Below are 14,995 nucleotides of genomic sequence, written 5' to 3' on the forward strand. Positions count from 1 at the left end.
AACCCCTTAATTTTCCGAAATGTATCGTTGAAGCGTTAGGATCAGCCATCATTCCAGCTCACGACTGCGCGATGTTGCACCCTACCCTGCCACTGAACGCGCTGCGCGCCTTCGAGGCCGCCGCCCGCCACCAGAACTTCACCCGTGCCGCGCTGGAGCTGTGTGTCAGCCAGGCCGCACTGAGCCACCAGATCCGTGGACTGGAGGACCGGCTGGGCATCCGCCTGTTCCATCGGCTGCCGCGTGGCGTGGCGCTCACCGATGAAGGTGCGGCGCTGTATCCCGTGCTCAACGAATCATTCGAGCGCATCTCTGCCAGCATCGCGCGCTACACCGGTGGCCCGGCCCGCGAGGTGCTGACGCTGGGCGTGGTCGGCACCTTCGCCACCGGTTGGCTGCTGCCACGGCTGGCCGCGTTCGAGGCCGCGCACCCGGATATCGAGCTGCGCCTGCAGACCCACAACAACCGCATCGACCTGGCCGGCGAAGGGCTGGACCTGGCGATCCGCTTCGGCGATGGTGACTGGCAGGGCCAGGCATGCACGGCGATCCTCGATGCGCCGTTTGCGCCGCTGTGCGCGCCGGCATTGGCGCGGCGGCTGAAGCAGCCACGCGACCTGGGCGCTCTACCATTGCTGCGCTCCTACCGCAGCGACGAATGGCCGCGCTGGCTGCAGGCGGCAGGGGTCAGCGGCGTGGAGGCACGCGGGCCGGTATTCGATTCCTCGTTGACGGTCGCGATGGCCGCGGTCGGCGGTGCCGGTGTGGCGTTGCTGCCGCTGCGCATGTTCGAACAGGAGCTGGCCGAAGGCCGTTTGCTGCAGCCGTTCAGCACCACGCTGGAGCTGGGGCGCTACTGGCTGACACGGCTACGCTCGCGCGCCGAGCGTGAACCGGCGAAGCGGTTCCGCGAATGGCTGCAGGCGCAGGGCGCGTAACAAAAAAAGGGGACGGAGGGGATTAAGTCGTTTATGGCACAAACGACTTAATCCCCTCCGTCCCCTTTTTTTGCGTGATCAGGACTCCAGCAGTTCCATCCACGCCGCTTCGGCCTTCTCCAGCTGCGCGGCAGCGGTTTCGCGGTCACGGCCGATCACCGCCATGCGGGTGGCGTCGGCGTAGTTGGCCGGGTCGGCCAGCTGGCGGTCCAGTTCGGCCAGTGCGCCTTCCAGCTCGGCCACCTTGGCTTCGGCGGCGGCCAGCTTGTGCGGGTTCACCGGCTTCTTCTGCACCACCTGCGCCACCGGCGCGGTCTTGACCACCACCGGCTCTTCCACCTGTTCCATGCGCGCCTTGGTGCCCTGCGCCTGCGGGCGGGTGCGCAGCCACGCGGCGTAGGCATCCAGGTCGCCGTCGAACGGCTCGACCACGCCATCGGCCACACGCCAGTAGGTATCACAGACCAGGCCGATCAGATGGCGGTCATGCGAGACCATCACGATCGCGCCCTCGAAGGTGGACAGTGCTTCGGCCAGCGCTTCGCGCATTTCCAGGTCAAGGTGGTTGGTCGGTTCGTCCAGCAGCAGCACGTTCGGCTGCTGCCAGGCGATCAGTGCCAGCGCCAGGCGCGCGCGCTCGCCACCGGAGAAGCCATCGACCGGCTCGAACGCGCGGTCACCCGGGAAATTCCACTTGCCGAGGAAGTCGCGGAACGACTGGTTCGGCGCATCCGGGGCGATCTCGCGGAAGTGTTCCATCGGCGACTGGCCTTCGTGAAGCGACTCCACCGTGTGCTGGGCGAAGTAGCCGATCTTCAGGTCCGGGTGCGCCATGCGCTCGCCGGCGATCGGCGCCAGCTCGCCCACCAGGGTCTTCACCAAGGTGGTCTTACCGGCACCGTTCGGGCCGAGCAGGCCGATACGCTGGCCCGCTTCCAGGCCGAAGCCGACGTTGTGCAGGATCACCGCGTCCTTGCCGTAGCCAGCCTCGACGTGATTCAGGCGGATCAGCGAGAACGGCAGCTTGGCCGGCGGCGCGAACTCAACGCGGAACTCGCGCTCGGCGCGCACCGCTTCAGTTCCCGTCAGCTTGGCCAGCCGCTTCATGCGGCTCTGCGCCTGCGCAGCCTTGCTGGCCAGCGCCTTGAAGCGGTCGATGAAGCTCTGCAGGTGGGCGCGCTCGGCCTGCTCCTTCTCGTGCGCGATCTGCTGCTGGCGCAGCTGCTCGGCGCGCTGGCGCTCGAAATCGGTGTAACCGCCCGGATAGAGCTTGGCGCCGCCACCATGCAGGTGCAGGGTGTGGGTGGCCACGTTGTCCAGGAACTCGCGGTCATGCGAGATCAACAGCAGGGTGCCCGGGTACTTCAGCAGCCACTGTTCCAGCCAGTACACGGCGTCCAGATCGAGGTGGTTGGTCGGTTCGTCGAGCAGCAGCAGGTCGCTGGGCATCATCAGCGCACGCGCCAGGTTCAGGCGCACGCGCCAGCCACCGGAGAAGGAGGACACCGCGCGGTGGTGGGTATCGGCGGGGAAGCCGAGGCCGTGCAGCAGCTTGCCGGCGCGCGCTTCGGCGTCGTAGGCATTGAGCTCGGCCATCTTCGTGTGCGCTTCGGCCACCGCCTCCCAGTCTTCGCGGGCGGTCGCGTCGGCCTCGGCGGCCAGCACCGCGGCCACTTCGATGTCACCGCCGAGCACGAAGCTCAGTGCCGGGTCCGGCAGCGACGGGGTTTCCTGGGCAACGCTGGCGATGCGCACCTTGCCGGGCAGATCGACATCGCCCTTGTCCGCCTCCAGCTCGCCCTTCACCGCCGCGAACAGGCTGGACTTGCCAGCACCATTGCGGCCGACCACACCCACCCGGTAACCGGCGTGCAGGGTCAGGTCGACATTGGACAACAGCAGCCGCTCGCCGCGGCGCAAGGCGAAATTACGAAGGGAGATCATCGGGGGAAGGGTCCATATAACCGAATGGAATGTGCTGGTGAGCACTGTTCCTGCGACGCAATTCTAGCGTTAACGAATACTTGACGCGCCCCGGGATGCGCGGCGGCAGGCAAACTCTCTCCCTCGTCGGCCCCGCGCAGCCCCCGGGCCCCACCTCCCGCCGCTGCCCCTGCCGCTAAATGGTTGCTACTGCAACGTTTTTTCCTGTTGCAACCATTTGACAGGCACTGAATATCCCGTTAATTCCTGCTTTGCGCACCGCAACAACCGCCGTCCGCCTCACGTCCGTGATGTCGATTCCGGTGCCGCCCCCCGCCAACCGGAGCCCCATCCCGATGACCCGCAAGACCAGCCTGATCGCCGCCGCCGTCGCTGTCGCACTCGGTGGCTCTCCGTTCGTTGCCGCTGCCCAGCAGGCCGGTACCGCCGCCAACACCCTGGACACGGTGATCGTCACCGGCACCCGCGTGGCCGACCGCACGGTCGCCGAATCGCAGTCGCCGATCGCCATCATCACCCCCGAAGCCCTGCAGTCCACCGGCACCAGCGAACTGGCCACGGCGCTGTCGCGCGCCCTGCCCTCGCTGAACTTCCCGCGCCCGGCCCTGACCGACGGCACCAGCGGCGTGCGCCCGGCACAGCTGCGCGGCCTGTCGCCGGACCAGGTGCTGGTGCTGGTCAACGGCAAGCGCCGCCATACCTCGGCGATGATCAACGTCAACGGCAGCATCGGCCGTGGCTCGTCGGCGGTGGACATCAACGCCATCCCGATCGCCGCCATCGAGCGCGTGGAAGTGCTGCGCGACGGCGCGTCGGCGCAATACGGCTCGGATGCCATCGCCGGCGTCATCAACATCGTGCTCAAGGGCAGCGGCAGTGGTGGCAGCCTGGCGGTGGACTACGGCCAGTACTCGGCCGGTGACGGCAACAAGTACCAGCTTTCCGGCGATACCGGCGTCGAGTTCGGCAACGGCCGCGGCCGCGTGCACGTGGCTGGCCAGATCAGCCAGCAGGATGAGAGCAACCGCGCCGGTCCCTACCGTGGCACCACGCCGAACACCGGCAACTACCCCAGCGTCGGCCAGACCACCTTCATCGTCGGCGACCCGCGTGTGGACGCTACCGCCGCTTCGGTCAACGCCAGCTTCGACTTCAGCGACCACGTGACCGGCTACGCCAGCGCGCTGCTGAGCAACCGCGACATCACCTCGTTCGCGTTCTACCGCTCGCGCAACCATCTGAACCAGACCGCGCTGCTGGCGCAGACCTACCCCGATGGCTTCGTGCCGGAGATCAACCAGTACTCCAAGGACCGCTCGCTGGTGGCCGGGGTCAAGGGCAACACCGACAACGGCTGGACCTGGGACCTGAGCCTGAACCACGGCGAGAACACCCTGGACTTCCACACCCGCAACAGCATCAACTACAGCCTGGGTGCGACCAGCCCGCGCTCGTTCTACGACGGCACACTGAAGTACCAGCAGGACATCTTCAACGCTGACCTGACCAAGTCGCTGGACTGGGGCCTGGCCTACCCGGTCACGCTGTCCTTCGGCGGTGAGTACCGCAAGGAGAAGTGGGACCAGAAGCCGGGCGAGCTGAACTCGTACACCGGCAGCGGCGCACAGGGCTTCGGCGGCTTCACCCCGACCAATGAGGTGCATGCCGACCGCCACAACTACGCCGTCTACGCCGGCCTGGAAGCGGATCTGACCGAGAAATTCTCGGCCGGCATCACCGGCCGCTACGAGGACTACTCGGACTTCGGCGACCGCTTCTCCGGCAAGCTGTCGGCGCGCTATGCGTTCACCGACAAGGTCGCGCTGCGGGCAACCGCCTCCAGCGGCTTCCGTGCGCCGTCGCTGGCGCAGCAGGGCTACCAGGCCGTCACCAGCCAGTTCACCAACGGCGTGTTCGTTGAACGCGGCACCTTCCCGACTACCAGCGCAGCCGCACAGGCGCTGGGCGCTTCGCCGCTGAAGGCCGAGACGTCCACTTCCTACAGCCTGGGCCTGGTGCTGCAGCCGGTGGATCGCCTGTACATCACCGTCGATGCCTACCAGATCGACATCGACAACCGCATCGCGCTGTCGTCCAGCATCACCACCAACGCCGCCAGCGGCGCGCTGCTGTCCAGCCTCGGCCTGCCGCAGGTGACCGCGTTCTCGTACTTCACCAACGGCCTGGATACGCGCACCCGCGGCGTTGACTTCGTGTCCAGCTACACCGTGCCGTTCACGGCCAGCAGCCTGGAACTGACCGCGGCCTACAGCTACAACGACACCGAAGTGCGCCGCGTCGGTGGCACCCCGGCGGTGTTCGGCACGCTGGGCCTGACCCAGTCGCTGATCGGCCGCGACGAGATCGGGCGCATCGAGGACAGCTACCCGCGCGACAAGGCGATCCTGAGCGGCACCTGGCGTTCGGATCATTGGGAACTGGGGCTGGCGGCAACCCGTTACGGCAAGTTCACCGTGCGCAACTCGGCCACCGCGCTGCGTGACCAGACCTACGGCGATGCCTGGGTGGTGGATGCCTCGGCCAGCTACAAGCCGAGCAGCAACTGGACCCTGACCGTGGGCGCCGACAATCTGCTGGACAAGTACCCGGACCGCACCGAAGACCTGCAGAACTCCACGTTCGGCATGCTGCCGTACAGCAACTACTCGCCGTTCGGCTTCAACGGCGCGTATGTGTACGGGCGGGTCAAGTACACCTGGTAAGCGGTATCGGTAGCGCCGGGCCATGCCCGGCGCAGCTCTGGTAGTGCCGGCCGCTGGCCGGCAACCCCTCGCCGCATCTGGAGGAGAGCCCCTTCTTGTTGAAGCGGCGCGCCGAAGGCGGGGGTAGAGGAGAAATGCGTGGGCAAACCCGCCGGCCACGACACGTGGCCGGCGGGTTTGCCGTATCTGGCCTCATCGGTGAAAATCGGGACATCCCCCCGATTGCCTGCGAGTGCCGATGCACCATGACACCGACCTGATCAACATCGTGGCCGTTGGCCTGGGGCTCGCCTTCATCTTCGGCGCGCTGGCCAACAAGCTGCGCTTGTCTCCCCTGGTCGGTTACCTGGTTGCTGGCATCTGCGTCGGCCCGTTCACCCCCGGCTTCGTCGCCGACCAGGCGCTGGCCAACCAGCTGGCCGAGCTGGGCGTGATGCTGCTGATGTTCGGCGTCGGCCTGCACTTCTCATTGAAGGACCTGATGGCGGTCAAGGCCATCGCCATCCCCGGTGCCATCGGCCAGATCGCGGTGGCCACCCTGCTCGGCTGGGGCGTGGCCTCGCTGATGGGCTGGCCCGCCTTGCACGGGGTCATCTTCGGTTTCTCGCTGGCCACGGCCAGTACCGTGGTGCTGCTGCGGGCGATGGAGGAACGCCGCCTGCTGGAGACGATGCGCGGCAAGATCGCGGTTGGCTGGCTGATCGTCGAAGACCTGGCCTGTGTGCTGGCGCTGGTGATGATGCCGGTGATGGCCGGCGTGTTCGGCCCCGACGCGGCCAAGGAATCGCACTCGCTGGGCAGCGTGCTGGCCGACATCGGCTGGACCTTCGTGCAGCTGGGCCTGTTCGTGGCGGTGATGCTGGTGGTCGGCCGCCGGGTCATCCCGTGGATCCTGGAGCGTATCGCCGGCACCGGTTCGCGCGAACTGTTCACCCTCTCGGTGCTGGCGATCGCGCTGGGCGTGGCGTTCGGCTCGGCCATGTTGTTCGGCGTCTCGTTCGCGCTGGGCGCGTTCTTCGCCGGCATGCTGCTCAACGAATCGGAGCTGAGCCACAAGGCCGCGCATGATTCGCTGCCGCTGCGTGATGCGTTCGCAGTGCTGTTCTTCGTCTCGGTCGGCATGCTGTTCGACCCCAACATCCTCGTCCAGCATCCCTGGCAGGTGCTGGCCACCGTGCTGATCATCATGTTCGGCAAGTCGGCCGCTGCGTTCTTCATCGTCCGTGCGTTCGGCCACCCGACCAGCACCGCATTGACCATCTCGGCCAGCCTGGCGCAGATCGGCGAGTTCGCCTTCATCATCGCCGGCCTCGGCGTGGCGCTGCAGATCCTGCCGAAGGAAGGCCAGTCACTGGTGCTGGCCGGTGCGCTGGTGTCGATCATGCTCAACCCACTGGTGTTCGGCCTGCTCGATCGTTGGCAGGCCAAGCAGGAACAGCAGCCGCAACCGGCGGAGCCGGAAGAGGCCATCGGTCCCTCGCGCGACCTGCGTGACCACGCCATCGTGATCGGCTATGGCCGGGTCGGCAGTGAGCTGGCGCAGGTGCTGCGTGATCGCGGCGTGCCGGTGCTGGTGATCGATGACAACAAGGAACACGTCGAACAGGCGCATGCCAAGGGCCTGGCGGCGATCCGCGGCAGCGCCGCCGCCGACCGGGTGCTGGCCGAGGCCCATCCGGAACGCGCCAAGATCGCGGTGCTGGCGATTCCGCAGCCGCTGGAAGCCGGTGAGGCGCTGGCAAAGCTGCGCGCCATCAACCCGGACCTGACCCTGCTGGCACGTGCGCACAGCGATGCGGAAGTGAAGCATCTGCTGGAACACGGCGCCGATGGCACGGTGATGGCCGAACGTGAGCTGGCGTATTCGCTGGCGGAGATGATCATGTCGACGCCGCCGTACCGGGGGTTGGGGCAGAACAGCATTCCGGTGGTGTGAGGGGTGTGCGGGCGGCAGGGCTTGCAGCCCTGCACCTGCAGAATCAACGTCAACGTCAACGTCCGAAGCTGGCTGTCCGTGGGATGGCGAGGTGGCGTCCTGCTCTGGTAGGTGTCGACCTTGGTCGACACAGTAGATCCACGCCATGCGTGGATGATGTTCGATGACGTTCATCCACGCATGGCGTGGATCTACTACAAAAAAATCCCCGGTCGACCCGCATCGACCGGGGATCTGGATCGCCACGTTGCCACGCCTTGGAGAGGCAGTTCCACCGTAGCGCATCGCGGCGCCGGTGGTGATCGCCTGTGGCGATGACGACCAAGCGTGTGGCTATCAGGCGCCGGCCAGGGCCTGTTCCAGGTCCGCGCGCAGGTCGCCGATGTGCTCGATGCCGATCGACAGCCGCACGGTGTCTTCGCTGACGCCGGCCCGGGCCAGTTCAGCTGCGTCCAGCTGGCGATGGGTGGTGGACGCCGGATGGGTGGCCAGCGATTTGGCGTCACCCAGGTTCACCAGCCGGGTGAACAGCTTCAACGCATCGAGGAAGCGTGCGCCGGCTTCGCGGCCGCCTGGCAGGCCGAAGGTCAGCACGCCCGAGCCGTGGCCACCGAGGTAGCGCTGGGCGGCAGCATGCTCCGGGTCGTCGGCCAGTCCGGCGTAGCGCACCCATGCCACCTTGTCGTGCGCCTTCAGGTACTGCGCGACGGCCAGTGCATTGGCGTTGATGCGCTCCATGCGCAGGGCCAGGGTCTCGATGCCCTGCAGGATCAGGAAGGCGTTGAACGGCGACAACGCGGCGCCGGTATTGCGCAGCGGCACCACCCGCGCGCGGCCGATGTAGGCCGCCGGTCCCAGTGCGTCGGTATAGACCACGCCGTGGTAGCTGGGATCGGGCTGGTTGAGGCGCGCGAAACGTTTGGGCTGCGCCGCCCAGTCGAAGCGGCCGGAATCGATGATCGCGCCACCAAGACTGGTGCCGTGGCCGCCCAGGTACTTGGTCAGCGAATGCACCACGATGTCGGCGCCGTGCTCGAACGGGCGCAGCAGGAAGGGTGTGGCCACGGTGTTGTCCACGATCAGCGGCACGCCAGCGGCATGTGCGACCTCGGCAATCGCAGCGATGTCGGTGACGTTGCCGCGCGGGTTGCCGATCGATTCGACGAACACGGCCTTGGTGCGCTCGTCGATCAGGTCGGCGAAGGCGGACGGATCGGCGGGATCGGCGAAGCGCGCCTGGATGCCGTACTGCGGCAGCGTGTGCGCCAGCAGGTTGAGGCTGCCGCCATACAGCGCGCTGGAGGCAACGATGTTGTCGCCAGCCTCGGCGATGGTCTGGATGGCATAGGTGATCGCGGCCTGCCCCGAGGCCAGCGCGAGCGCGCCGATGCCACCTTCCAGGGCGGCCAGGCGCTGCTCCAGCACGTCGGTGGTGGGGTTCATGATGCGCGTGTAGATGTTGCCCGGCACCTTCAGGTCGAACAGATCGGCGCCATGCTGGGTGTCATCGAAGGCGTATGCCACCGTCTGGTAGATCGGCACCGCCACCGCGCGGGTGGTCGGATCGGGACGGTAGCCGCCGTGCACGGCCAGGGTTTCCAGTTGCCACTGCGGGTCGCTCATTGCACCAGGCTCCATCCGGGGAAACCGCCACCATAGGCCAGCCGGGGCCGGCCGCTGAAAGCCGCTGGCGATGACGCCAGTACCGCCGGTTATCAGGTTGGCCGCGATTCAGGCAGCCGTCATGGGCCGTTGCTAGGCTTCGCCGCCGGGCGCTCCTGCCCGGGCACGGAAGCCCAACGCGTATGCAGCCATCCCCTTGGACACCCACCGCCAGCGGCACACCGACCCAGGTCCTGCTGGTGGAAGACGACCGTCGCCTGGCCGAGCTGGTCAGCGATTACCTCCACGAACATGGCTTCGCCGTGCAGCACGTCGCGCGTGGCGACCTCGCCGGTGCGGCCTGCCGCCAGCACGCGCCGGAACTGGTGGTGCTGGACCTGATGCTGCCCGGCCTCGGCGGCATCGACGTGTGCCGGCAGATCCGCAGCTTCTCCGATGTACCGATCCTGATGCTGACCGCCTGCGAGGACGACATCGAACAGGTGCTGGGCCTTGAATCGGGCGCCGACGATTACGTGCACAAGCCGATCGAACCGCGACTGCTGCTGGCCCGCCTGCGCGCCCTGCTGCGGCGCCGGCACGGCAGCAGCAACACCGGCACGCCCTGCCGGCTGATGCATGGTGAACTGCTGATCGACCGCATGCAGCGTGAGGTGCACCTGCACGCGCAGCCGGTGGAACTGGGCACCACCGAATTCGAGATCCTGTGGCTGCTGGCCAGCCAGCCGGGGCAGATCCTGTCGCGCGACCAGATCCTGCAGGCGGTGCGCGGCATCGGCTTCGACGGCCTGGACCGCAGCGTCGATGTCAGCATCGGCAAGCTGCGCCGCAAGCTCGGCGACGATGCGCGCGAACCGCGGCGGATCAAGACCGTGTGGGGCCGTGGCTACCAGTTCAACCCGTCGGCCTGGACGGCATGAAGCGGCTGTTCCTGTGGTTGTGGTTCGTTACCGGTGCCTGCTTCCTGATCTCGGTGTTCTTCTTCAACCGCATCCTGGACGGCATCTACACGCCCATGCAGGATCGCGTCTTCGTCCAGCAGGTGCGCGGACAGGTATACGCCCTGCGCAGTGGCCTGGCCGGCCTGGACACCGGGCAGCAGCGTGAGCGCCTGCAGCACTGGCAGCCCCACTACGGCATCGCCCTGACCCTGCTCGACAGTCCTCCCACGCTCGACCCGCAGGAACAGGCGGCCGTGCAGGCCGATGGCTTCATCACGCGCGACCAGTACCAGCAGGTCCTGCTGCCGATCGAGGGCCTCGACGGCCGTTGGCTGCATCTGCGCCTGCCTGGCGCGGTGCAGATGACGACGTACATGACCATCGCCGTCTATCTCAGCATCCTGTTGCTGGTGGGCGCCAGCCTGTATGCCTGGGTGCGCCTGCTCTGGCGCGACCTCGAAGCATTGCGCCTGCACGCCGACCGCATCGGTGCCGGTGATCTGCAGGCGCGCGCACAGGTCTCGCCACGCTCGCAGATCCGGGTCATCGTCGACCATTCCAACCGCATGGCCGCACGCGTGGCCGAACTGGTGCAGCGCCAACGTGACCTGACCCATGCGATCTCGCATGAACTGCGCACGCCGATCGCGCGCGTGGCCTTCGGCCTGGACCTGATGCAGGACAGCGACGATCGCGAACGCCGTGCACGGCTGGCGCAGGGCCTGCACGGCGACCTGGCCGAACTCAACCGGCTGGTCAGCGAACTGCTGGCCTATGAACGCCTGGAGCATCCCAGCGAAGGCGAGCCGATGCAGCGCATCGAAGCCAACGATTGGCTGCAGGCCTGCCTGGCCGATGTGCGCCGTGATGCCGAACGTGCCGGCGTAGTCCTGCGCGTCCAGCCCAGTGCGTTGCCACGGGTGGATGCCGAGCCGCGCCTGCTGCAACTGGCACTGAGCAATCTGGTGGGCAATGCGCTGCGCCACGCGCGTTCGCAGGTGGAAGTCTCGCTGGTGGGTGTCGGCGGCCGCGCCTGCCTGCGCGTGGATGACGACGGCCCCGGCATCGCCGAAGCCGATCGCGAGAAGGTGATGCGCCCGTTCACCCGCCTGGACGACAGCCGCAGCCGCGACACCGGCGGCTTCGGACTGGGCCTGGCCATCGTCAGCCGCATCGCCGCCCGCCACAATGGCGAACTGCGCATCAGCTGCGCCACGCTGGGCGGCGCGCGCCTGGAAATGCACTGGCCGCTGGCTGCCAGCTGAACGCCCAAGGGCGCCATTACAGTTGATTACAACTCCCGCACAACTGCGGAGGGATCGGTCGCCGGCATATCGCCACGCTGGCAACCCTGCAGCACTCGCCGGATGCGCGTGCTGCTTTCCTCCCATTGTCGAGAGATTCCATGTCCCAGCTTCGCCGTACTCCGTCCCTGCTCTGCCTGGCCCTGCTGCCGCTGTTTGCCGCGCCGATCGCCCACGCCAAGGATGACCACTGGACCTTCGAAGTCGCCGCTGGTGCCGGTGCGACCCCACGCTACAGCGGCAGCAAGGAGTACCAGGCGTCGCCCATGCTGTCCTTCGATGCCATGTCACCCGGTGGCTGGTTCCTGGGCACCAGTGGCATCGGCTGGGGCATGGGCATCGGCCAACATACGCACGTGCGCGCCTACATCGGTGCCAGCGGCAGCCGCCGCGACAAGGACTCGGCCCTCGGTGGCTCGGACTTCCTGCGCGGCATGGGTGATATCCGTACCCGTCCCCTGGTCGGCCTCTCCGTTGGTTATACGCTGGGCGAGGCCGTGCTGAGCGGTTCCTGGCAGTTCACCCGCAAGGACGAGGACAAGGCCGAGAACGGCCTGTCCACCCAGCAGATCCACCTGAACCTGAGCATGCCGCTGTTCGACCTGGCCGGCGGCGTGGTCAGCGGCAGTGTTTCCACCGACTACGGCAACCGCGGTTACATGCAGACCTGGTACGGCGTCAGTCCGGAACAGGCGGCGCGCACCGGCTTTGCCCAGCACAAGCCGAAGGCCGGCCTGGTCAGCGCCGGTCTCGGCCTGAAGTGGAGCCACCGCGTGGGCCGCAACGGCAACTGGTATATCTCGGCCGAAGGCACCCGTCTGCTCGGCGATGCGGCCGACAGCCCGATCGTGCAGAAACCCAACCAGTTCGGGTTGATGAGCGGGTACACGCACCGCTTCTGAGAAGTCGCCGGGCATGGCCCGGCGCTGACGGAGGAAACGGGGCGCTGCGGTCAGGCAGCGCCCGGTGTGACTCACGCCTTGGCGAATACCAGATGGCCGCCGTCGTTGCCGACTTCGATGGTGTCGCCGTTGACGAAGGCGCCGGACAGGATCTTCTGCGCCAGCGGATTTTCCAGCTGTGCCTGGATCGCACGCTTCAACGGACGCGCGCCATACACCGGATCGAAACCGACATTGCCAAGCAGGTCGAACGCTGCATCGGACACCAGCAGCTTCAAGCCACGTTCGGCCAGGCGCTTTTCCAGGCCGCGCATCTGGATGCGCGCGATCTGCTTGATCTGCTGCTTGTCCAGCGGATGGAACACCACGATGTCGTCCAGGCGGTTGATGAACTCCGGGCGGAAGTGCGCCTGCACCACGCCCATCACCGCCGCCTTCATCTGCGTGTAGGCCTCCGGGCTGTCGTCGGCGCTCATGTCCTGGATCTGGTGCGAGCCCAGGTTCGAGGTCATCACGATGACGGTGTTGCGGAAGTCCACGGTACGGCCCTGGCCATCGGTCAGGCGGCCATCGTCCAGCACCTGCAGCAAAATGTTGAACACATCCGGATGCGCCTTCTCTACCTCGTCGAGCAGGATCAGCGAATACGGGCGACGACGCACCGCCTCGGTCAGGTAGCCACCTTCCTCGTAGCCAACGTAGCCCGGGGGCGCACCGATCAGGCGGGCGACGCTGTGCTTCTCCATGAACTCGCTCATGTCGATGCGGATCATCGCGTCGGCACTGTCGAACAGGAATTCGGCCAGCGACTTGCACAGCTCGGTCTTGCCCACGCCGGTCGGGCCGAGGAACAGGAACGAGCCGGCCGGACGGTTCGGATCAGACAGGCCCGCACGCGAACGACGCACGGCATCGGAGACGACCTTGATCGCTTCCTCCTGGCCGACCACGCGGTTGTGCAGCACCTCTTCCATGCGCAGCAGCTTGTCGCGCTCGCCTTCGAGCATCTTGTTGACCGGAATGCCGGTCCAGCGCGAGACGACCTCGGCGATTTCCTCATCGGTCACGCGGTCCTGCACCAGCTTGAAGTCCTTGTGCTCGGCTTCCTGGGCAGCGGCCAGCTGCTTTTCCAGCTGCGGCAGCAGGCCGTACTGGATCTCGCTCATGCGCGCGAAATCCTGGCGGCGCTGCGCGGCTTCCAGTTCCAGCTTGGCCTGCTCGACCTGCTCCTTGATCTTCGTCGCGCCCTGCAGCGCGGCCTTCTCCGACTTCCAGATTTCATTGAGGTCGGAGAACTCGCGCTCCAGCGCATCGATGTCGTTCTCCAGGTCGGCCAGGCGCTGCCGCGAGGCTTCGTCCTTTTCCTTCTTCAGCATCTCGCGCTGGATCTTCAGCTGGATCACCCGACGCTCCAGGCGATCCAGTTCCTCCGGCTTGGAGTCGATCTCCATGCGCAGGCGCGAGGCCGCCTCGTCCATCAGGTCGATGGCCTTGTCCGGCAGCTGGCGGTCGGTGATGTAGCGGTTGGACAGCGTGGCCGCCGCCACGATGGCCGGGTCGGTGATCTCGACCCCGTGGTGCACCGCGTACTTTTCCTTCAGCCCGCGCAGGATCGCGATGGTGTCCTCCACCGACGGTTCGCCCACGAACACCTTCTGGAAGCGGCGCTCCAGCGCAGCATCCTTTTCGATGTACTTGCGGTACTCATCCAGCGTGGTGGCGCCCACGCAATGCAGCTCGCCACGTGCCAGCGCCGGCTTGAGCATGTTGCCGGCGTCCATCGCGCCGTCGGCCTTGCCTGCACCGACCATGGTGTGCAGCTCGTCGATGAACAGGATGATCTGCCCTTCGCTCTTGGCCAGGTCGTTGAGCACGCCCTTCAGGCGCTCCTCGAATTCACCGCGGAACTTGGCGCCGGCAATCAGCGCGCCCATGTCCAGCGACAGCACGCGCTTGCCACGCAGGCCCTCGGGCACTTCGTCGTTGATGATGCGCTGGGCCAACCCTTCCACGATCGCGGTCTTGCCCACGCCGGGTTCGCCGATCAGCACCGGGTTGTTCTTGGTCCGGCGCTGCAGCACCTGGATGGTGCGGCGGATTTCCTCGTCACGTCCGATCACCGGGTCGAGCTTGCCGCTCTCGGCACGCGCGGTCAGGTCGATGGTGTACTTCTCCAGCGCCTGCCGCTGTTCTTCAGCGTTTTCCGACTGCACGTTCTCGCCACCGCGCAGCTTGTCGATGGCGGCCTGCAGGCGGCTCTTGTCGGCACCGGCGGCGCGCAGCGCCATGCCCAGTGTGCCGCTGTCTTCCAGCGCGGCCAGCACGAACCACTCGCTGGCAATGAAGGCATCGCCGTTCTGCTGGGCCAGCTTGTCAGTGTGATTGAGCAGGCGGCCGAGGTCGTTGCCCATCGAAACGTTGCCGGCCTGGCCGGACACCTTCGGCAGTGCATCCAGCGCCTCGGTCAGGCGCTCGCGCAGCACCGGCACGTTCACACCCGCCTGGGCCAGCAGCGGGCGCGTGCTGCCGCCCTGTTGGTCCAGCAGCGCGCTGAACAGGTGAACCGGTTCGATGATGCTGTTGTCGCGGCCCACGGCCAGCGACTGTGCGTCTGCCAGCGCCTGCTGGAAACGCGAGGTGAGCTTGTCCATCCGCATTGCGAATCCTCATCGGTCATCAGGGCC

9 protein-coding genes are annotated in these 14,995 nt (G+C 66.8%); 6 read left to right on the plus strand and 3 right to left on the minus strand.

Annotation, left to right across the window (positions count from 1 at the left end; translation table 11 throughout):
* The first annotated feature begins 71 nt into the window (after window positions 1-71).
* Complete coding sequence (gene ampR, locus ACZK4H_RS16835; RefSeq protein ID WP_099552816.1) at window positions 72-938, plus strand: LysR family transcriptional regulator AmpR; 867 nt, start codon at window positions 72-74, stop codon at window positions 936-938.
* 78 nt (window positions 939-1,016) lie between these two features.
* Here the strand turns inward: ampR and ACZK4H_RS16840 are convergent, their stop codons facing one another.
* Window positions 1,017-2,882: an ABC-F family ATP-binding cassette domain-containing protein gene (locus tag ACZK4H_RS16840; protein ID WP_099552817.1), complete on the minus strand. Its 1,866-nt coding sequence runs from the start codon at window positions 2,880-2,882 to the stop codon at window positions 1,017-1,019.
* A 335-nt stretch (window positions 2,883-3,217) separates the two neighbouring features.
* Between ACZK4H_RS16840 and ACZK4H_RS16845 the strand changes: the two genes are divergently transcribed.
* Window positions 3,218-5,605 carry a TonB-dependent receptor plug domain-containing protein gene (locus ACZK4H_RS16845; RefSeq protein WP_478472994.1) on the plus strand — a complete coding sequence of 796 codons (2,388 nt, stop codon included), beginning with the start codon at window positions 3,218-3,220 and terminating at the stop codon, window positions 5,603-5,605.
* A 238-nt stretch (window positions 5,606-5,843) separates the two neighbouring features.
* Window positions 5,844-7,541 (plus strand): YbaL family putative K(+) efflux transporter, encoded by a 1,698-nt coding sequence (ybaL, locus tag ACZK4H_RS16850; RefSeq protein ID WP_099551291.1) that lies wholly within the window; start codon window positions 5,844-5,846, stop codon window positions 7,539-7,541.
* A gap of 336 nt (window positions 7,542-7,877) precedes the next feature.
* On the opposite strand, the gene ACZK4H_RS16855 is transcribed toward ybaL, so the two are convergent.
* Window positions 7,878-9,164 carry an O-acetylhomoserine aminocarboxypropyltransferase/cysteine synthase family protein gene (locus ACZK4H_RS16855; RefSeq protein WP_099551290.1) on the minus strand — a complete coding sequence of 429 codons (1,287 nt, stop codon included), beginning with the start codon at window positions 9,162-9,164 and terminating at the stop codon, window positions 7,878-7,880.
* A gap of 182 nt (window positions 9,165-9,346) precedes the next feature.
* On the opposite strand from ACZK4H_RS16855, the gene ACZK4H_RS16860 reads away from it, so the two are divergent.
* From ACZK4H_RS16860 to ACZK4H_RS16870, 3 genes are all read left to right on the plus strand, one after another.
* Window positions 9,347-10,084, plus strand: coding sequence for a winged helix-turn-helix domain-containing protein (locus ACZK4H_RS16860; protein WP_099551289.1), 738 nt, complete (start codon window positions 9,347-9,349; stop codon window positions 10,082-10,084).
* On the plus strand, window positions 10,081-11,370 hold the full coding sequence (locus ACZK4H_RS16865) for an ATP-binding protein (protein ID WP_099551288.1): 1,290 nt from the start codon (window positions 10,081-10,083) through the stop codon (window positions 11,368-11,370). Before ACZK4H_RS16860 ends, ACZK4H_RS16865 begins: the two co-directional genes overlap by 4 nt.
* 140 nt (window positions 11,371-11,510) lie before the next feature.
* Complete coding sequence (locus ACZK4H_RS16870) at window positions 11,511-12,311, plus strand: MipA/OmpV family protein (RefSeq protein ID WP_099551287.1); 801 nt, start codon at window positions 11,511-11,513, stop codon at window positions 12,309-12,311.
* A gap of 71 nt (window positions 12,312-12,382) precedes the next feature.
* Here ACZK4H_RS16870 and clpB read toward each other — a convergent pair whose 3' ends face one another.
* A complete protein-coding gene (clpB, locus tag ACZK4H_RS16875; protein ID WP_099551286.1) occupies window positions 12,383-14,968 on the minus strand; it encodes an ATP-dependent chaperone ClpB in 2,586 nt (861 codons plus the stop codon).
* Window positions 14,969-14,995 lie beyond the last annotated feature (27 nt).

This window comes from Stenotrophomonas sp. 78350_Sma, assembly GCF_056482105.1.

What these genes read in the sequence shown, in the direction of transcription:
- ACZK4H_RS16870 (WP_099551287.1), top strand. Translation starts at nt 11,511, where the DNA reads ATGTCCCAGCTTCGCCGTACTCCGTCCCTGCTCTGCCTGGCCCTGCTG.
- ACZK4H_RS16845 (WP_478472994.1), top strand. Translation starts at nt 3,218, where the DNA reads ATGACCCGCAAGACCAGCCTGATCGCCGCCGCCGTCGCTGTCGCACTC.
- ampR (WP_099552816.1), top strand. Translation starts at nt 72, where the DNA reads ATGTTGCACCCTACCCTGCCACTGAACGCGCTGCGCGCCTTCGAGGCC.
- ACZK4H_RS16855 (WP_099551290.1), bottom strand. Translation starts at nt 9,164, where the DNA reads ATGAGCGACCCGCAGTGGCAACTGGAAACCCTGGCCGTGCACGGCGGC.
- ACZK4H_RS16840 (WP_099552817.1), bottom strand. Translation starts at nt 2,882, where the DNA reads ATGATCTCCCTTCGTAATTTCGCCTTGCGCCGCGGCGAGCGGCTGCTG.
- ACZK4H_RS16865 (WP_099551288.1), top strand. Translation starts at nt 10,081, where the DNA reads ATGAAGCGGCTGTTCCTGTGGTTGTGGTTCGTTACCGGTGCCTGCTTC.
- clpB (WP_099551286.1), bottom strand. Translation starts at nt 14,968, where the DNA reads ATGCGGATGGACAAGCTCACCTCGCGTTTCCAGCAGGCGCTGGCAGAC.
- ACZK4H_RS16860 (WP_099551289.1), top strand. Translation starts at nt 9,347, where the DNA reads ATGCAGCCATCCCCTTGGACACCCACCGCCAGCGGCACACCGACCCAG.
- ybaL (WP_099551291.1), top strand. Translation starts at nt 5,844, where the DNA reads ATGCACCATGACACCGACCTGATCAACATCGTGGCCGTTGGCCTGGGG.